The sequence below is a fragment of the Flavobacterium anhuiense genome (assembly GCF_900101855.1).
Lineage (GTDB): Bacteria > Bacteroidota > Bacteroidia > Flavobacteriales > Flavobacteriaceae > Flavobacterium > Flavobacterium anhuiense.
The window spans coordinates 833155-851186 of the sequence record NZ_FMVC01000001.1 but is presented as its reverse complement, the minus strand read 5'-3'; the positions used below and the strand labels follow the sequence as shown (position 1 = coordinate 851186).

Annotated in this window: 18 protein-coding genes; 14 read left to right on the top strand and 4 right to left on the bottom strand. The window is 35.1% G+C overall.

Features of this window, described 5'->3' with window-relative positions; all coding sequences use genetic code 11:
- Nucleotides 1-8: 8 nt before the first annotated feature.
- A complete protein-coding gene (locus BLP44_RS03660) occupies nt 9-332 on the bottom strand; it encodes a single-stranded DNA-binding protein (protein ID WP_008465543.1) in 324 nt (107 codons plus the stop codon).
- 177 nt (nt 333-509) lie between these two features.
- On the opposite strand from BLP44_RS03660, the gene BLP44_RS03655 reads away from it, so the two are divergent.
- Genes BLP44_RS03655 through BLP44_RS03645 form a run of 3 tightly spaced genes read left to right on the top strand, consistent with a single transcriptional unit; the run spans nt 510 to nt 4790 of the window.
- Nucleotides 510-2039, top strand: coding sequence for a bifunctional GNAT family N-acetyltransferase/carbon-nitrogen hydrolase family protein (locus BLP44_RS03655; protein ID WP_008465544.1), 1530 nt, complete (start codon nt 510-512; stop codon nt 2037-2039).
- Nucleotides 2036-2383, top strand: coding sequence for a hypothetical protein (locus tag BLP44_RS03650; RefSeq protein WP_008465546.1), 348 nt, complete (start codon nt 2036-2038; stop codon nt 2381-2383). The genes BLP44_RS03655 and BLP44_RS03650 overlap by 4 nt, the downstream gene beginning before the upstream one ends.
- A 16-nt stretch (nt 2384-2399) precedes the next feature.
- Entirely contained in the window at nt 2400-4790 is a 2391-nt protein-coding gene (locus BLP44_RS03645) for a M28 family peptidase (protein WP_162927268.1), read from the top strand.
- Nucleotides 4791-4852: 62 nt separating this feature from the next.
- Here the strand turns inward: BLP44_RS03645 and BLP44_RS03640 are convergent, their stop codons facing one another.
- The gene (locus BLP44_RS03640) at nt 4853-5248 is read right to left on the bottom strand and encodes a rhodanese-like domain-containing protein (protein WP_091129435.1); all 396 of its coding nucleotides are present in this window, start codon (nt 5246-5248) and stop codon (nt 4853-4855) included.
- Between the two features lie 147 nt (nt 5249-5395).
- Here BLP44_RS03640 and BLP44_RS03635 point away from each other — a divergent pair, with 147 nt between their 5' ends.
- From BLP44_RS03635 to BLP44_RS03590, 10 genes are all read left to right on the top strand, one after another.
- On the top strand, nt 5396-6298 hold the full coding sequence (locus tag BLP44_RS03635) for a LysR family transcriptional regulator (protein WP_091129433.1): 903 nt from the start codon (nt 5396-5398) through the stop codon (nt 6296-6298).
- Entirely contained in the window at nt 6283-6732 is a 450-nt protein-coding gene (locus tag BLP44_RS03630) for a GNAT family N-acetyltransferase (RefSeq protein ID WP_091129428.1), read from the top strand. The genes BLP44_RS03635 and BLP44_RS03630 overlap by 16 nt, the downstream gene beginning before the upstream one ends.
- A gap of 148 nt (nt 6733-6880) precedes the next feature.
- Nucleotides 6881-7696: an SDR family oxidoreductase gene (locus BLP44_RS03625; protein ID WP_091129424.1), complete on the top strand. Its 816-nt coding sequence runs from the start codon at nt 6881-6883 to the stop codon at nt 7694-7696.
- 52 nt (nt 7697-7748) lie between these two features.
- Nucleotides 7749-8225 (top strand): methylated-DNA--[protein]-cysteine S-methyltransferase, encoded by a 477-nt coding sequence (locus BLP44_RS03620; protein WP_091129420.1) that lies wholly within the window; start codon nt 7749-7751, stop codon nt 8223-8225.
- A 160-nt stretch (nt 8226-8385) separates the two neighbouring features.
- Nucleotides 8386-9099, top strand: a complete 714-nt coding sequence (locus BLP44_RS03615; protein WP_008465557.1) for a 3'-5' exonuclease — start codon at nt 8386-8388, stop codon at nt 9097-9099.
- A gap of 90 nt (nt 9100-9189) precedes the next feature.
- On the top strand, nt 9190-10263 hold the full coding sequence (locus tag BLP44_RS03610) for a winged helix DNA-binding domain-containing protein (RefSeq protein ID WP_091129416.1): 1074 nt from the start codon (nt 9190-9192) through the stop codon (nt 10261-10263).
- A gap of 286 nt (nt 10264-10549) precedes the next feature.
- Complete coding sequence (locus BLP44_RS03605) at nt 10550-11989, top strand: nucleoside recognition domain-containing protein (RefSeq protein WP_008465559.1); 1440 nt, start codon at nt 10550-10552, stop codon at nt 11987-11989.
- A gap of 214 nt (nt 11990-12203) precedes the next feature.
- Nucleotides 12204-12863, top strand: a complete 660-nt coding sequence (locus BLP44_RS03600) for a hypothetical protein (RefSeq protein ID WP_091129411.1) — start codon at nt 12204-12206, stop codon at nt 12861-12863.
- Nucleotides 12864-12884: 21 nt separating this feature from the next.
- Nucleotides 12885-13628, top strand: coding sequence for a hypothetical protein (locus tag BLP44_RS03595; RefSeq protein ID WP_008465561.1), 744 nt, complete (start codon nt 12885-12887; stop codon nt 13626-13628).
- A gap of 81 nt (nt 13629-13709) precedes the next feature.
- Nucleotides 13710-15314 (top strand): fumarate hydratase, encoded by a 1605-nt coding sequence (locus BLP44_RS03590; protein ID WP_091129407.1) that lies wholly within the window; start codon nt 13710-13712, stop codon nt 15312-15314.
- 121 nt (nt 15315-15435) lie between these two features.
- Here the strand turns inward: BLP44_RS03590 and BLP44_RS03585 are convergent, their stop codons facing one another.
- Both BLP44_RS03585 and dinB read right to left on the bottom strand, forming a co-directional pair.
- A complete protein-coding gene (locus BLP44_RS03585; RefSeq protein WP_066033263.1) occupies nt 15436-15936 on the bottom strand; it encodes a PAS domain-containing protein in 501 nt (166 codons plus the stop codon).
- Between the two features lie 102 nt (nt 15937-16038).
- A complete protein-coding gene (dinB, locus tag BLP44_RS03580) occupies nt 16039-17121 on the bottom strand; it encodes a DNA polymerase IV (RefSeq protein ID WP_008465565.1) in 1083 nt (360 codons plus the stop codon).
- 140 nt (nt 17122-17261) lie between these two features.
- On the opposite strand from dinB, the gene BLP44_RS03575 reads away from it, so the two are divergent.
- On the top strand, nt 17262-17996 hold the full coding sequence (locus BLP44_RS03575; RefSeq protein ID WP_008465568.1) for a metallophosphoesterase family protein: 735 nt from the start codon (nt 17262-17264) through the stop codon (nt 17994-17996).
- Nucleotides 17997-18032: the final 36 nt, after the last annotated feature.

Sequence of the window (18032 nt, the reverse complement as noted above, 5' to 3'; positions counted from 1 at the left end):
TTAAAACGCTATTTACTCAGCAATAAAATTTCATTTACAACCACTTCGGTTATATAACGTTTTTCTCCGTTTTTATCATCGTAGCTTCTGTGTGTCAATTTTCCTTCGACAGCAACTTCTTTCCCTTTCACAACAAACTTTTCGATAATTTCTGCTGTTTTTCCCCAAGCTGTTATTCTATGCCATTCAGTTTGTTCTACTTTTTCTCCTTTTTCATTTTTGTAATAATCCTTTGTTGCAATCGTGATGTGTGCAAGCTTTCTTCCGTTTTCTAAGGTTTTAACTTCTGGATCGTTTCCTACATTCCCAATTAATTGTACTCTGTTTTTCATGGCGTATATTATTTAAGTGTTTTTATTAATGTGAACTGTTTTTCAAATTCAACATGGCAAAGATGCAAACTCTCAGCAGTGACAGTCGGTTATTAACTATTTACTATCGAGTGTAACTATTTGTAAGCGTTTGTAAATGGAATTTGTTTTTTGTATATTTGAGATAAATCTTACGATATGCAGGCAAAAATTAAAAAAGTAGAGTTAAGAAACCTTGAAATTGAGGACTATAGACAGTTAAAGAAATCAATGATTGAATCGTATCCAGAAATGGCCGATTCGTATTGGGGATCTGACGACATAGAAAGACTTCTTTCTATTTTTCCGGAAGGACAGCTGGTGATTTTGGTTGACGGAAAAGTGGTCGGCTCTGCCCTATCTCTTATTGTTGATGAAAAGTTGGTAGAAAAAAGACATAATTATCAACAGATTAGTGGAAACTATACCTTCTCTACTCACAATCCGAATGCGGAAATTTTATACGGAATAGATGTTTTTATTCACCCAAATTATAGAGGCTTGCGTTTGGGGCGCCGATTATACGATGCCAGAAAAGAACTTTGCGAACAGCTGAATTTAAAAGCGATTGTTTTTGCGGGAAGAATCCCGAACTATAGAGAACACGCCAAAAAACTCTCTCCCAAAGCGTATATAGAAAAAGTACGCACCAAAGAACTGTACGATCCGGTTCTTTCTTTTCAGCTGAGCAATGATTTCCACGTTTTAAGAATCCTTAAAAATTATTTGGAAGGAGATGAAGAATCGAAAGAGTTTGCTGTTTTGCTGGAATGGAACAATATTTACTATGATGACAGTCCAAAACTGATTAACGTTAAGAAGGAAATTATCCGTTTAGGATTGATTCAGTGGCAGATGCGCCCATTGAATAATGTCGAAGCGCTTTTTGAGCAAGCAGAATTTTTCATTGATGCCGTTTCGGGTTATGGTTCTGATTTTGCTTTGTTTCCAGAATTGTTTACCGCGCCTTTAATGGCCGATTATAATCATTTATCTGAAGCCGAAGCTATTCGCGAATTGGCACGCCACACCGATCCAATTCGCAAGCGTTTCCAAGAATTTGCCATTTCATACAACATCAACATTATTACGGGAAGCATGCCTTATGTTGAAGGCGGAAATCTCTACAATGTTGGTTTCTTATGCAAAAGAGATGGAACTTCAGAAATGTATACCAAAATCCATATTACGCCTAATGAAGTTATTCATTGGGGAATGAAAGGCGGATCTCAATTTAAAACCTTTGATACCGATTGCGGTAAGATCGGAATTCTAATCTGTTATGATGTTGAGTTTCCAGAACTTTCTAGACTTTTGGCAGATGAAGGAATGGATATTTTGTTTGTGCCGTTTTTAACCGATACCCAAAATGGTTATACTCGTGTAAAACATTGTTCGCAAGCGCGCGCCATCGAAAATGAGTGTTATGTAGCCATAGCAGGTTGTGTTGGAAATCTTCCGAAAGTAAACAATATGGATATTCAATATGCACAATCATCTGTATTTACGCCATCCGATTTTGCTTTTCCAAGTAACGGAATCAAAGCAGAAGCAACACCAAATACAGAAATGACACTTATTGTTGATGTTGATTTAACATTGCTAAAGGAGCTTCATGAACATGGAAGTGTAAAAACATTAAAAGACAGAAGATCTGACCTTTACGAAATTAAAAAATTGAATTCATGAAAACATGCCTCGAATGCTCAGCCAAAATTTTCGGCCGAGAAGACAAAAAATTCTGTTCTGACAGTTGTCGCAATGCCTACAATAACAAAATAAATAAAGATAGTACGAATTTCATGCGAAATATAAACAACAAGTTACGCAAAAATTACCGTATTTTGGCAGAGTTAAATGTGGATGGAAAATCTAAAGCTTCTCGAGACAAATTACTAACAAAAGGATTTGATTTTGAGTTCTTTACAAACATTTTACAGACCAAGACAGGAAATACATATTATTTCTTGTACGATCAAGGCTATCGTTCCTTGGACAACGATTATTTTATGCTTGTTAAAAAAGAAATATAGTTAGTATTAATTTACCATGAGAAAAAACCCCACCTCAATTCTAGCCATAGTCTGCGTTTTAGCTTTACTTGGCATTATATACGCCACGATGATGCCGCAAGGAATCTCTAAGGACGACGAAGCGCTTGCTGAATTTTCGACCGAAAGAGCCTTAAATCAAGTTGAGATTATAGCACAGAAACCACATTATGTCGGATCTACGAATCACGAACTTGTTGCAAATTATCTTAAACTAGAATTAAACAGAATCGGATTAGAAACGAGTGTTCAGGAAGGTTTTACTCTAAACGATAAAGGTCTTTTGGTGAAGTCAAAAAATATTTTGGCTCGCATTAAAGGAACAAACAATACAAAAGCACTTTTACTTCTTTCTCATTATGACAGTGCACCACATTCTTTCTCAAAAGGTGCAAGCGACGATGCTTCTGGTGTCGCAACAATTTTAGAAGGTGTTCGCGCCTTTTTATACTCCAAACATCCTCAAAAAAACGATATTATCATACTATTTTCTGATGCAGAAGAATTAGGATTAAACGGTGCTGCTTTATTTGTAAACAAACATCCTTGGGCAAAAGACGTTGGTTTGGTTTTAAACTTTGAAGCAAGAGGAACTTCTGGTCCAAGCTATATGCTGATGGAAACCAATAAAGGAAATCAGGCTTTGGTTCAGGAATTTACTAAAGCTAAGCCTTCTCATCCTGTTTCAAATTCTTTGATGTACAGCATTTATAAAATGCTTCCAAATGATACAGATTTGACTGTTTTTAGAGAACAAGGAAACATTCAAGGATTCAATTTTGCTTTTATTGACGGGCATTTTAATTATCACACCCAGCAAGATGATGTTCAGCATTTAAACAAAACTACATTGGCGCATCAAGGCACTTACATCATGCCTTTGCTGAAATACTTTACCAACATTGATTTAAACCAGACAGAATCTACAGAAGATGATGTTTATTTCAGTGCTCCTTTTACTTTCATCAGTTATCCGTTTACTTGGGTAATGCCAATGACACTGATTGCTTTTGGATTATTGGTCCTATTCATTTTTGTTGGAAAAGTAAAAAGAATTATCACTTTCACAGAAATATTCAAAGGTTTTGTTCCGCTTTTAGGATCCATTATAATTGCTGGATTGGTCACATTTTTAGGATGGAAACTTATTCTCGAAATTTATCCGCAGTACTCTGATCTTTTAAATGGATTTACTTATAACGGACACGCTTATATTGGTGCTTTTGTTACTTTGAGCATAGCTATTTGCTTTGCTTTCTACCATCATTTCTCTGAAGCAAAAACTACGATGAACCATTTTGTGGCTCCGTTGCTGCTTTGGATTATCATTAATGCATTTTTAGCGAACAGCTTAACGGGAGCTGGCTTCTTAATTATTCCTGTCTATTTCGGAATATTGCTATTCGGAATATTTGTGTTTACACAACATTATAGTCTGGGAATGAATCTACTTTTCAGTATTCCTGCCTTAGCAATTGTTGCGCCTTTTATTGTAATGTTCCCAATTGGCCTTGGACTTAAAATATTATACGGAAGTGCTGTTTTGACTGTTCTATTATTCGGATTGCTGTTGCCAATATTTGGAGCATTTGCTAAAAAAGGAGCTTGGATTGTGGTTTTCTTTATCACTTCAATTGCATTTTTCATTTATGCAGGATATCATTCAGGCTATGAATATGGAAAAGCTAAATCAAATAGCTTACTATATGTCTATAACGCCGATAACAATTCTGCTGCCTGGACAACTTATGATACGAACTTGGATGAATGGACTAAATCGTATTTAGGCGAGAAAAACCAAAAAGCAGTTGGATTGAATACGCTTCCGCTGACCAGCAAATACAATACAACATTTACTTACAGCGCAATAGCACCTGTAGTTGACGTTCCAAAACCTACAATTCAGTTTTTAAGAGACAGCGTGATTGGAAATAATAGATACTTGAAAATTAAGATTACTCCAAACAGAAAAGTAAATCGTTATGACATTTTTGCCAATCCAAAAATGACTTTTTACAACTTTAAGGCAAATGGAGTTGCCACTTCGGGAGAAAAAACTAATCGTCTTGAACGTGAAGGTTCAAAAATATTATGTTACTATGTTGTGGGCAATGAACCACTCGAGATGGAATTCTACATCAATAAATCTTCTGTTTTTGATATGGATTTAATTGAAAGTTCTTTCGATTTAATGAGCAATCCGCTATTAAATGTTAAACCAAGAGAAAATTGGATGATGCCAACACCGTTTGTATTGAATGATGCTGTTATGATTCAGCAGAAAATTAAACGATATACACCACCAGTAAAACCAATTGAAACTGCTCCTGTTGTAGACAGTTTAGCGATTTCAAAAGACAGCATAAAACCAGCTGTAACACCAGAATAGAACAATCCCTATAAATAGCAAAAAAGCAGACTTTAATTTTGATAAAGTCTGCTTTTTTATTTTTAGCATGCGCATTCAATTTTCAAAGCTTGTTTTTCGCCTTTTGTTCCTTCTGTTGCATACCCATCAATCTTCCACCATTCTAGTCCGCCAATTAATTCTTTTACTTTAAATCCGAGTTTGGTCAAATTTAGTGCGCCTTTTGTAGAAGCATTGCATCCAATTCCTGTACAATAAGTAACGTAAAGCACTTCTTTATCCAAATGTTTTGTGGTTTCTGCATTCATTTCGCGATGCGGAATATTAATCGCATTCGGAATATGTTCTTCATCGTAACCAAAAGCTCTTCTAGCATCAATTACAATAATTTTTTCACCATCGTTTAATGCTTCGAATAAATCTGAAGGATCCATTTCATAAGCTAACTTGTTTTCGTAATGTTTAATTTGTGCTTCCATTTTAATTGTGTTTTTAATGATTTTATTTTTCAAAAGTAGAAGATGATTTCATGCCATAAAAACGAAAAGATTTCATCAACAGCATTACTTTTTTTCATACAAAAGCCAGTTTAAAATTTTGTTTCTTTGTGTATTAATTCTTCAAAAATGGAAATACGCCACTTAAAATTGATAAAAGCAATCGTAGAAGAAGGAAGCATTACGAAAGCGATCGATAAACTTCATTTGACACAATCGGCTTTAAGCCATCAGCTCAAAGAAGCCGAATATCAATTGGGTACTGCTATTTTTTTGAGAGTCAACAAAAAATTAGTTCTCACAAAAGCAGGCGAAAAAGTCTATGATGTGGCCAATGAAATCCTTACTAAACTTGCTGAAACTGAAACTCAGATCAAACAAATGGTTTTTGGCGAATCTGGCGAAATCAGGATTAGTACCGAATGTTTTTCGAGTTATCACTGGCTCCCATCGGTTTTAAAGCAGTTCCATCTTTTATATCCCAATGTCGAATTAAAAATTGTGGCCGAAGCAACACACATTCCGTTGCAGAAATTATTGGAAAATACCATTGACATTGCCATAGTAAGCGACACCATTAAAGACAGTCATATAAAATACACCGAGCTTTTTCAAGACGAAATGGTAATGGTCGTTTCCGAAAATCATGCTTGGGCAGATAAAAAATATGTAGTTGCAGAAGATTTCATCAACGAACATCTGATTATTCATTCGCTTCCGCTTGAAACCGTTACCATTCATCAGTTTCTTTTGGCTCCAGCCAAAGTAAATCCGAAGAAAATAACTCCGATGCCATTAACAGAAGCTTCTCTGGAAATGGTAAAAGCCGACATGGGCGTTATGTCTATGGCAAAATGGGCACTGCAGCCACATTTAAAAAACAATCCTATTAAAGCTGTAAAAATTGGAAAGAGTGGTTTGAAACGAAAACACTTTATTGCCACGCGAGCCAAAGAGAATTATCCTGATTATTTTCATCATTTTATCAGCTTTTTACAAAACGAAATCAATTTACAATGGAATATTCAATAAGAAACTGTGAAATAACAGATTTACCCAAATTGCTCATTTTACTTCAAAAACATGCAGAATTTGAAAAGGCCGAATTCTCCCCAGAAGGAAAAGGACAAGGTTTGAAGAATGCTTTATTTGGCGAGAATCCTAAATTATTCTGCTTGGTCGTTGCCGCAAATGAAACTATTGTTGGTTATACATCCTATACTTTTGATTTTTCTACTTGGAACGCACAAACATTTCTATACATGGACTGTTTATTTTTGGAAGAAGAAACAAGAGGTTTTGGGATTGGTGAAATTTTAATCGAAAAATTAAAAGAGATCGGAAAACAAAACAATTGTGTAAATATACAATGGCAAACACCTGAATTTAATACAAGAGCCATTAAATTCTATAACCGAATGGGTGCAAAAGGAAAAGACAAAGTCAGATTTACGTTAACTTTGTAAATCTTTTTTATTTCAGGTAGATTTGGCAGATTGAACAGATTCAATTTGAAATGATTATCTGCAAGATCTTCTTAAATCATTTTTAAATCTGCGTGAAAAAAACTTTGCAACTCTGCAACTTTGTAACTTTGCATCTTAAAAAGAAAAAATGACAAAAATAAGTATACTTGGCTGCGGCTGGCTTGGACTTCCTTTAGCAAAAGCATTAATTGCAAAAGGTAATTCAGTAAACGGATCAACAACTTCACAAGACAAACTTTCTATTTTGAAAGATGCGAGAATAAATCCGTTTTTAGTGACTGTTGAAAGCGAAAGTGTTTCTGAAAACATAACCGTTTTTTTAGCTGAAAGCGAAATCTTAATTATAGATATTCCGCCAAAACTAAGAACAGTTGACCCAAGTTCTGAGAAGAAAGTTTTTGTCGAAAAAATCAAAAACCTAATTCCGTTTATAGAAAAATCAACGATTCAGAAAGTTCTTTTTGTAAGTTCTACTTCTGTTTATGGCGATGATAATGGACTTGTAACAGAAGAAACCATTCCGAATCCAGACACCGAAAGTGGCAAACAATTGGTTTTAGCTGAAAAATTGCTGCAAGAAAATCAAAACTTTAAAACTACCATTCTTCGTTTCGCTGGATTAATTGGTGAAGATCGCCATCCTGTCAAGTTTTTAGCTGGAAAAGAAAATATTGAAAATCCAGATGCTCCTGTTAATCTAATTCATCAGAATGATTGCATCGGCATTATTGAAGCCATCATAAATCAATCCAAATGGAATGAGGTTTTTAACGCTGCTGCGCCTTTTCATCCAATAAGAGAGGAATATTATACTCAAAAAGCTGCCCAAATGAATTTGCCTTTACCAAATTTTAGCTCTGAAAAATCGAATATTAAAAAGGCCATTTCAAGTAAAAAGATTGAAAACAGTCTAAACTATCAATTCAAGCTGGAGAATTATTAAAAAAACTTTGCGAACTTCGCGATAAACTTTTGCGCCTTTGCGGTTAAAAATTATGGAAACAGTTTACATCAGTTCGCCTCTAGGAATCACCAAAATTATTGGAGATGAGAACGGCATTTCTGTAATTTCTGTTTCTGATGTTGGAACAAATGAAGTTTCTAAGGAAATTCCAAAGGTTTTACAAGATGCCGTTTTGCAGTTAAATGAATATTTTGAAGGCAAAAGAACCAATTTTGATTTAAAACTGAATCCGCAAGGAACCGAATTTCAGCAGAAAGTATGGAAATCACTTCTAGAAATTCCATACGGCAAAACGGTAAGCTACATGGATCAGACCAAAAAATTGGGCGATGTAAAAGCAATTCGTGCCGTCGCCTCAGCAAATGGCAAAAATCCACTTTGGATTGTTGTGCCTTGTCATCGCGTCATTGGAACAAATGGATCTTTGACCGGTTACGCTGGCGGATTGTCACGTAAAAAATGGCTTTTAGAACATGAAAGCCCGTCTGCACAGCAAAGTCTGTTTTAAATCCTACTAAAAAGAAGGATAATTCATTCATTTATTATTTTGCAACAGATTAAAAATTTAAATTTGTGTACATTTATACAGAATAAAAATTAGTTCAATTCGTGAATTGCTTCGCCTGTTCGCTATCGCTCGGGTCGTGGCAAAACCACTATAAATGATTATGATTGAAAAAATTAATCTCAACAATATTCTCTTTCTCGATATAGAAACCGTTCCTGAAGAAGAAAACTTTAGTTCGCTTGACGCGGAAATGCAGTCGCTTTGGGATTTGAAAACGCAATATCAGCGAAAAGATGAGTTTACACCAGAAGAATTTTACGAACGCGCCGGAATCTGGGCCGAGTTCGGAAAGATAATCTGCATTTCGGTTGGTTTCTTTACCATCAAAGGAGACGTTCGAAATTTTAGAGTAACTTCATTTTTTGGTGAAGAGAAGAAAATCCTAAAGGACTTTTCCAATCTGATTAACAATCATTTTAATCAGCCTCAGCATTTGTTGTGCGGACATAATTCTAAAGAATTTGATATTCCTTTTATTGCCCGAAGAATGATCATCAACCAAATGCCTATTCCAGACAAACTGAATTTATTCGGCAAAAAACCTTGGGAAATTCCGCATTTAGATACTTTAGAGTTATGGAAGTTTGGCGATTACAAGCATTTTACTTCTTTAAAATTGCTAACGAAGATTCTTGGTGTTCCTTCGCCAAAAGGCGATATTGACGGAAGTCAAGTTGCTCATGTCTATTACGTCGAAAAAGATATTGACAGAATTATTACGTATTGCGAAAAAGACACGATTGCTGTAGCTCAGATTTTCTTGCGTTTACGTCGAGAAGATTTACTGATTGAAGATGAGATTATTCATGTGTAACTTTAAAGTTGCTAAGATTCTAAGGTTCTGAGATGCTAAGTTTTTTAGCTACGCTGTTTAAATGAACTCAAATAACTTATATGTTTTAAAATGATTCATTCCGAAATTTCACATCATCGCATGGCTTCTCAGAAGCTTTATCAGGAAAATCAATGTTCTCCTCAGGAAATAGTATATCATTTTGGCGCTATGCAGGCTCAGGATTATGCCATGGCAAAATGGGCAATTGGTTCACGTTGCAATGCCTCTGAAAAAGAAATTGAGGAAGCCGTTAATTCGGGAAAAATTATTCGAACGCACATTCTTCGTCCTACCTGGCATTTTGTTTCTGCAGATGATATTTATTGGATGCTTGATCTTTCTGCTCCGCAAATAAAAAAGCTGGCCATTTCAGGTGCTAAAAAATTTGGAGTGGATGAAAAAAAGCTCATTCAGATCAATAATACTATTGAAAAACTACTGGCGGGAAACAATCATTTGACTCGCGATGAAATTATGCAGGAGCTTAATATCAAAAAAACATCCAAAGAAGATTTTTTAGGTGCAGCCATTATGATGAATGCAGAATTGGATGGTTTGGTTTGTAATGGCAGAATGAAAGGCAAACAAATTACGTATGCTTTGCTCGAAGAAAGAGTTGATCGGCCAAAAACCAAATTGACTAAAGAAGAAGGATTAGCAAAACTTGCTCAGAGATATTTTGAAAGTCATGGTCCGGCAACTTTACTTGATTTTTCGTGGTGGTCTGGTTTTGCACCAACAATTTGCCAAAAAGCAATTAACGCAATTGAGTTGCAATTAAACTCTATTACTATTGATAATCAGACTTTTTGGTTTTCTAAGAATCGTTCTTTAGAGGATAATTTTCGCGAAAGTGTACATTTTCTGCCAGCATTTGACGAAATTTTGATTTCATACAAAACACGCGAAGCTTCATTTTCTGGAGATCATCAATCCAAAACTTTTACCAATAATGGCATTTTTAAACCCATCATTTTAGAAAACGGAAAAGTAATTGGAATTTGGAAACGAACCATTAAAAAAGATCATGTAAAAATTGAAACAGAGTTTTTTAATGAAACTGAAAATTCAAAAAAGGCAATTCTGTTTGAAGGAATTAAAGCTTTTGAAACTTATTTGGAAACCAAAGTTGTGATTGGATAATTAATTTTTCAAAATAGGTAATTAGATTTCGCCCCGCTGAGGCTTTTCAATTTATAGCCTGAATGATTTCTATAAATATTTTGCTCTTCAAGAGCTTTTTCATTTGCACATAATTTTGTTTGTAACGTTTAATAGCTCTGGAAGAGCGAAATATCTATAGCGAATGAAATTTTCCTATTTCAAAAAGCCCCATCGGGGCGACATATCAACTCAAATTCCTACCTCATTACACAAAATATTTATGCATTTTATTGCTAAATAATTACATTTACAAAAAAATGTAATTATGGTATTGAGCAGATTTTGGTTAGTTATTTTTATTTCTTCGATTCTTTTTATTGTAGTCAGTTTATTTACTGCCAATACTTATACCATTGATTCTGTTTTGAATGGAAAAAAAGATGATCCTATTTTAGTGTCTGAAAAATACATCGAAGAGCTTCCAGCTTTCTTAAAAGACAGTATTCAAAAAGCTCCAGATCAGACTATGATCATCAATCGTGATACGCTAAATGCTGACACAACGTATGTTTACAAAAACAAAACCGTAAAAATTTACAGCGGTCTTCAAAAATCTGACGGATTGCTGCCAACTTGCAAAAGCACTTTAGTCGATTTAATTTTGCCTCTTATTGCCTACTTGGCTTTTTTCTGCGGATTAATGGAACTTTTAATCGTTTCTGGAGCTTCTGGAAACTTGGCAAAAGCCTTGAGTCCTGTATTTGTAAAAGTTTTTCCAAGCATTCCTAAAAACCATCCTTCGATATCTTACATGACCTTAAACTTTGCTGCCAATTTCTTGGGATTGGATTCGGCCGCAACACCTTTTGGATTAAAAGCAATGGAAAGTTTACAGGAAATAAACCCTGAAAAAGATAAAGCCAGCGACGCACAAATCATGTTTATGTGTCTTCACGCTTCTGGATTAACCTTAATCGCAACTTCAATTATCGGTTATCGCGCTGCCGCAAATGCCAGTAATCCTGCTGATGTGATGCTGCCGTGTATCATTACGTCGTTTATCGGAACCATTGCAGCTTTTTTAATTGTCGGAGTCAAACAGAAAATCAATTTCAAAAGTGCTTCACTTTTAATTGGTTTAATGGGATTAATTGCTGCAATTGTTGGTTTATTGATGTATGTGAATCATTTAGATTTAATTGGAAAAAACTATTTTACCTCTAACCTTTCTGGATTAATTTTATTGGCGATTATAGTGTTTACGCTAATTTTTTCTTTCAAACATGAGAAAAAATTCAGAGAAGCAGACACTACTGTGTTCGATACTTTTGTTGTTGGAGCCAATAACGGAGTTAAAACTGGAGTTACAATTTTTCCATATGTTTTAGGAATGTTAGTTGCAATTTCGCTTTTTAGAAACAGCGGTTTATTTGAAATCATCAGTGATGCGATCGGATTTATCTTTTCGAATCTTGGCGTAAGCAAAGAAATTACAAATGCGCTTCCTGTTGCCATGTTGCGTCCGTTTAGCTCCGCAGGTTCGAGAGGTTTCTTAATCGATTCGATGAATACATTCGGAGCCGATTCTTTGACCGCTAGATTGAGCAGTATCTTCCAATGCAGCGCCGAAAGTACATTTTATGTTATTGCGGTTTACTTTGGTTCTGTAAACATCAAAAACACTCGTTATGCATTAGGCACAATGCTATTGGTGGATTTAATCTGTGTTATTACGGCGATTTTTGTAGCAACTTGGTTTTTCTAAGACAAGCAAAAGCATCAAAATAAACGCTTCTTATTTTTCTTAAAGATCTTTAAAACAACAAATAAAGATTGTTGTTTTAAAGTTTTGATATAAGTCAACCCCATGAATCAGACGCATTATCCTACATTATTTTTTGATTTTTTATAAAAAACCTCTTATAATTTTATACTTTAGCCTTCTAACATAAATAAAACAATTAAATATTCCCCCAAATATGTTTAAATGGTTTTTAAGTAAAAAAAAGGAATCTAAGAGTTCCGAAAAATTCGAATGCGCTGAAGAGCCAAAACCTACAGAAAAGACTGTATCAGCACAAAACAAATTCGACACAAACAAAATGGACTGGCTCATTAATGACTCGCTTCTTGCGTTTATGCCTCGCGAATTATTTATGCACTATTCTGATGCTAACACCGCACCAGATCCTCAAGACCCTTCCTGGCAAAATCAAGGGCTTTATTTTTGGAAAGAAAAGGAAGCTTTTGAAAACAAATCTCTCCCAGAGTTTTTTGAAACTATGGACCAGAAATTATTTATCATCAATGAAGTTCCGGATTATATTTCGCTGGTTTCAGGAAAAGCGATGCCTTGGTTTGGAATGCCTGGAGGTGGAGAAAAATTCTTTTTCAGATATGATGAGACTACGCCCGTAACTTTAGAAGAAGCCCACAAACTCAATATTATCAATTATGTTGAAATTGTGGAATTAAATCAGGACAACTTGAGTGTTTTAAACGACAGGGACAATTATTGCTTTTTAATTGATCCTTACGAAGTGAAATACGAAGACCAGCTTTTTTATCTTAATGGCGAAAAAATATCGCTAGCAGAACTTTATCAAAAAAAGAAACTTTTAGTTCTATCTGTTGAATAAAATCACTTTTGAATTATAATTATGAAAATCCACACTCTTTTCTTCCTGCTCGTTTTAATAGGATGCCAAAAAACAAAACCAACAGATGCTGCTGCCCCAATTGCAGAAATCATGGAACCGCAAGAAACATTGGAAGTTACAAATGATGAAAAAATCATTAAAACTGACACGATTTCTATTTATTCTGACGGGACAGAATCGTCTACAGATTACATTCTGGCTCATTTAGTAGATCAGCAGGCAGATAAGGACAGTATTGTTACTGTAAAATACCGATTGGATTTTTATCAGAATAAAACCAAAACCGCATCTTCAAAAATTGCTATCAAAGGTTTTGAAAAAGGTTCTGAATGGATGGCGTCTTATGGATTGACATCTGAAACTTCTAAAAATTCTCCTTTTATACAACTTACCGTTGGCTATCCCGCTTGTGGCTATTCCCATGACAACTATCTGTATTATCTTAAAAACAAAGGTCTACAGCTAGTTCACCAATGGAGTACAATGTCTGATAGTGGCTGGGGAAGCTGGGTCGAAATAGAAAATCCGTCAGCAAACTCTGACCCAAAATCTTTTTATTGCAAAACTGTTGCATTTGTACCTGCAGATGAAGATGAAAACCTAGACATGGGAATCCTTTCGCACTCTGACTCAATATCTTTCGAATTAAAGGACAACAAATGGAAGAAGATTCTGTTATCTGCAAAAGACAAACCATACTTCGAAAAAAAGATGACTTTTGATCAATTTAATAGCACCGAATAAAAATCATAAAACTGCTCAAGAGTTCTTATTCAAATTCTTTCTTAGGTAAATAATTTCTAAATTTGTAAAAAAACAAAACTAATGATTGATTTTATATACCAAGATCCTTATCCGATCTTAAAAGATGATACGCAGTACCGCAAAATCACTTCTGATTATGTAAAAGTTGAAAAATTTGGAGAACGTGAAGTTTTAACCGTTGACCCAAAAGGTTTAGAGTTATTGGCAGAAGAAGCTTTGACAGATGTTTCATTTATGTTGAGAACTTCTCATTTGCAAAAACTAAGAAAAATTCTTGATGATCCAGAAGCTACTGACAACGATCGATTTGTAGCTTACAATTTACTTCAAAATGCATCTGTTGCGGCTGAAGGTCAGTTACCAAGCTGTCAAGATACAGGAACTGCAATCGTTATGGCGAAAAAAGGAGAAAGCATCTTTACAGGTGTTGACGATGCAGAATGGTTAAGCCGCGGTATTTTCAATACGTATCAAAAAAGAAATTTACGTTATTCTCAGATTGTTCCGATTTCGATGTTTGAAGAAAAGAATTCAGGATCAAATCTTCCTGCACAAATTGATATTTATGCTAAAAAAGGAGCTTCTTACGAATTTTTGTTTATGGCAAAAGGTGGAGGATCTGCAAACAAAACGTATTTATATCAGCAGACAAAATCTTTATTGAATGAAAAATCACTTGACGAATTCATTCGCACTAAAATCAAAGATTTAGGAACTTCTGCTTGTCCTCCATACCACTTGGCTTTAGTTATTGGCGGAACTTCTGCTGAAGCCAACTTAAGCGCCGCTAAAAAGGCTTCTGCTGGATATTACGACAATCTTCCAACATCTGGAAATATGGCTGGTCAGGCTTTTCGTGATCACGAATGGGAAGAAAGAGTTCAAAAAATCTGCCAAGAAAGTGCCATCGGTGCTCAGTTTGGAGGAAAATATTTCACACATGACGTTCGTGTAATCCGTTTGCCTCGTCACGCCGCTTCTTGTCCGGTTGGACTTGGAGTTTCTTGCTCTGCAGATAGAAACATCAAAGGGAAAATCACTAAAGACGGAATCTTTGTTGAACAGTTAGAAACAAATCCAAAACAATTTTTGCCAGAAACAGCTCCTCATTTAGAAGCTCCTGTAGAAATTGATTTAGATCAGCCAATGGCAGATATTTTAGCAAAACTATCTAAATATCCTGTTAAAACGCGCTTAAAATTAAACGGAACTGTAATTGTTGCTAGAGATATTGCTCACGCAAAAATCAAAGAATTACTAGATGCTGGAAAACCAATGCCTGATTATTTCAAGAATCACCCAGTATATTATGCTGGTCCAGCAAAAACCCCAGAAGGAATGGCTTCAGGAAGCTTCGGACCAACAACTGCGGGTCGTATGGACGTTTATGTGGATGAATTCCAGAAAAATGGCGGAAGTATGATTATGCTTGCAAAAGGAAACCGAACTAAACAAGTTACTGACGCCTGCAATAAATACGGCGGATTCTACTTAGGTTCTATTGGAGGTCCTGCTGCTATTTTGGCTCAAGATAACATCTTAAAAGTTGAAGTTGTTGACTTTGAAGAGTTAGGAATGGAAGCTGTACGTAAAATCACGGTTAAAGATTTTCCTGCATTCATCATTACAGACGATAAAGGAAATGATTTCTTTGCAAACTTGTAAAAGTGTTCTGCCACAAAGACACTAAGACACAAAGTTTTTTTATAATAAAAGCCACCTATTGGTGGCTTTATTTTTTCTTCTTTTTCAAAACATCTTTGCGTCTTTGAGCCTTCGTGGCCAATTAAGCGCTTAAATCTTGTTTTTCAAAAGCTATAAAATGTGATATTTCTCCTTTCAAGTTATAAACTGGCGAAGCATCAATTTTACATTTATAAGTTTGTCCATTTTTTCTATAATTTTCAAGCGTTTTTGCAAAAGGAATCTGTTTTTTAACCGCTTCCCTGATCTCCTTTAAATCTTTTTGGGAAGTTGCTGGACCTTGAAACATCTTCGGCGTCTTTCCTAAAACTTCTTCCTCTTTGTAACCTGTCATTCTTTTTAGGCCGCTAGAAGCGAAAACTATTTTCAGATTTAGATCAGTCACCAAAACAACTTCTTGTTTAATTCTCTCTTGAATATTGAGCTTTTTCTCATCCCAGACAAATTCATCTGAAATCTTACTGACTCTCTCCAAATCACTGCTTAACGCTTTTAGCTCATTTAAATATTCATAATGAAAATCCCAAGATAAGATTGGAACTGAATTTCGCTGCACTAGATCATCAGAATTTTTATTTTTCATATTAAAACAATTCAGAAGATGAATAGATCTTTTTCCTCAAAGATACAAGAAAAATCCTGTTATAAAAAGACATGAATCTTAATATACGATTAAAAATCATTATCAAAATGTAAATTTTAATTGAACCGCAACTGCTTTTTTTACTTCGGTATTCAAATTACTTAATGAAATTCCAAGCAATCTAACAGAATCCTTCATTTTTTCCTGGTACAATAGTTCTTCGACATTTTCCATAATCAAACTTTTATCAGAAATAAAATAAGGCAAAGTCTTGCTTCTTGTCTGTTGCGAGAAATCGCTGTATTTAATTTTGAGCGTAATGGTTTTCCCTGAAACATTATACCTCTTTAGACGCTTTTCTAACGAACTTGCAATTCGTTCCAATTGTTCCATCATGAAAATTTCAGAAGACAAATTCACATCAAAAGTATGCTCTGCCGCAACAGATTTAGCAATTCGAGAAGATTTTACTTCACTGTTATGAATTCCTCGAACAACATGGTAATAAAAAGCTCCAGATTTACCGAAGTGTTTCTCTAAAAACTCCAAAGACTTGCTTTTCAAATCGGTTCCCGTAAAAATTCCGAGTTGATACATTTTTTCCGTAGTAACTTTTCCAACTCCATAAAATTTACGGATCGGAAGATCTTCCAGAAAAGCTTCCACTTCATCAGGGTTTACGGTTTTTTGTCCGTTTGGTTTGTTATAATCGCTGGCAATTTTGGCCACAAATTTATTGACTGAAATACCTGCTGATGCCGTTAGTCCGACTTCATTAAAAATTCTGGTTCTAATTTCCTGTGCTAGAAGACTTGCGCTCGGATTTCCTTTTTTGTTTTTAGTAACATCTAAATAAGCTTCGTCAAGCGAAAGAGGTTCTACTAGGTCAGTGTATTCATGAAAAATTTTATGAATTTTGGATGAAATCTCTTTATAGCGGTCAAATCTTGGTCTGACGAAGATAATTTCTGGACAATATTTTTTGGCTAAAACTCCACTGATAGCACTCCGAACTCCAAATTTTCTAGCTTCGTAACTAGCTGCAGAAACCACACCGCGATTCTCTGAACCGCCAACCGCAACGGGTTTTCCTCTTAACTCTGGATTGTCCATCTGCTCTACCGATGCATAAAAGGCATCCATATCAATGTGAATTATTTTACGATATGTTGGTGTTTCAGACATATTGCAAATTTAAAAAGGAAAAACAATAAAAAAACGCTGTAAGTAGTTATAAATCATATCAATTTTTAAAGAATGCGAATTCGATGAGCCCAAACCAATTATTCTTTCTATTTTTGTTCTTTTACTCGAAAAATTAAATAATGCGAACATTTGTTATAGGTGACATTCATGGCGGATTACTTGCACTTGAACAAGTACTCGAGAGAGCCAAAGTTACTACTGAAGATACTCTCATTTTTTTGGGCGATTATGTTGACGGCTGGAGTCAGTCTGTTGAAGTAATTGACTATTTAATTGATTTAAAAAGCAAACAAAATATCATCTGCATAAGAGGAAACCATGACCAGCTTGCTTTAGACTGGTTAGAAGAAAGACACGATGATTTTGATGAAGAAATGTGGTACAAACATGGCGGAAAAGCTACTGTTGAAGGCTACGCAAAAATTTCTGAAGAGAAAAAAAGAGCTCATATCGAATTTCTAGAAAATCTGCAGGATTATTATCTTGATGATCAGAATCGTTTGTTTGTTCATGCTGGCTTTACCAATTTGAATGGTGTAAAATGGGAATATTTTTCAAAACTATTTTATTGGGATAGAACACTTTGGGAAACAGCTCTTTCATTAGACCCTAAATTAAAAGAAGACGACCTACACTATCCCAAAAGATTTACCGTTTATAAGGAAGTTTATATTGGCCACACACCTGTTACCCGAATCGGCGAAACGGTTCCTGTAAATAAAGCGTGTGTCTGGAACGTAGATACAGGCGCTGCATTTAGAGGTCCGCTTACAATTTTAGATGTCGACACCAAGGAGTACTGGCAAAGTGAGCCATTAAACGAACTCTATTTTAACGAAAAAGGTAGGAATTAATTTGTTTAAAAGTTACATTTGCTGCCCAAATAATTA

Bases quoted from the DNA above. Each gene is read 5' to 3' on its own strand.
- BLP44_RS03635 (WP_091129433.1), top strand. From the start codon at position 5,396: ATGGAAATACGCCACTTAAAATTGATAAAAGCAATCGTAGAAGAAGGA.
- BLP44_RS03630 (WP_091129428.1), top strand. From the start codon at position 6,283: ATGGAATATTCAATAAGAAACTGTGAAATAACAGATTTACCCAAATTG.
- BLP44_RS03650 (WP_008465546.1), top strand. From the start codon at position 2,036: ATGAAAACATGCCTCGAATGCTCAGCCAAAATTTTCGGCCGAGAAGAC.
- dinB (WP_008465565.1), bottom strand. From the start codon at position 17,121: ATGTCTGAAACACCAACATATCGTAAAATAATTCACATTGATATGGAT.
- BLP44_RS03585 (WP_066033263.1), bottom strand. From the start codon at position 15,936: ATGAAAAATAAAAATTCTGATGATCTAGTGCAGCGAAATTCAGTTCCA.
- BLP44_RS03645 (WP_162927268.1), top strand. From the start codon at position 2,400: ATGAGAAAAAACCCCACCTCAATTCTAGCCATAGTCTGCGTTTTAGCT.
- BLP44_RS03620 (WP_091129420.1), top strand. From the start codon at position 7,749: ATGGAAACAGTTTACATCAGTTCGCCTCTAGGAATCACCAAAATTATT.
- BLP44_RS03640 (WP_091129435.1), bottom strand. From the start codon at position 5,248: ATGGAAGCACAAATTAAACATTACGAAAACAAGTTAGCTTATGAAATG.
- BLP44_RS03655 (WP_008465544.1), top strand. From the start codon at position 510: ATGCAGGCAAAAATTAAAAAAGTAGAGTTAAGAAACCTTGAAATTGAG.
- BLP44_RS03590 (WP_091129407.1), top strand. From the start codon at position 13,710: ATGATTGATTTTATATACCAAGATCCTTATCCGATCTTAAAAGATGAT.
- BLP44_RS03625 (WP_091129424.1), top strand. From the start codon at position 6,881: ATGACAAAAATAAGTATACTTGGCTGCGGCTGGCTTGGACTTCCTTTA.
- BLP44_RS03610 (WP_091129416.1), top strand. From the start codon at position 9,190: ATGATTCATTCCGAAATTTCACATCATCGCATGGCTTCTCAGAAGCTT.
- BLP44_RS03595 (WP_008465561.1), top strand. From the start codon at position 12,885: ATGAAAATCCACACTCTTTTCTTCCTGCTCGTTTTAATAGGATGCCAA.
- BLP44_RS03615 (WP_008465557.1), top strand. From the start codon at position 8,386: ATGATTGAAAAAATTAATCTCAACAATATTCTCTTTCTCGATATAGAA.
- BLP44_RS03575 (WP_008465568.1), top strand. From the start codon at position 17,262: ATGCGAACATTTGTTATAGGTGACATTCATGGCGGATTACTTGCACTT.
- BLP44_RS03600 (WP_091129411.1), top strand. From the start codon at position 12,204: ATGTTTAAATGGTTTTTAAGTAAAAAAAAGGAATCTAAGAGTTCCGAA.
- BLP44_RS03660 (WP_008465543.1), bottom strand. From the start codon at position 332: ATGAAAAACAGAGTACAATTAATTGGGAATGTAGGAAACGATCCAGAA.
- BLP44_RS03605 (WP_008465559.1), top strand. From the start codon at position 10,550: ATGGTATTGAGCAGATTTTGGTTAGTTATTTTTATTTCTTCGATTCTT.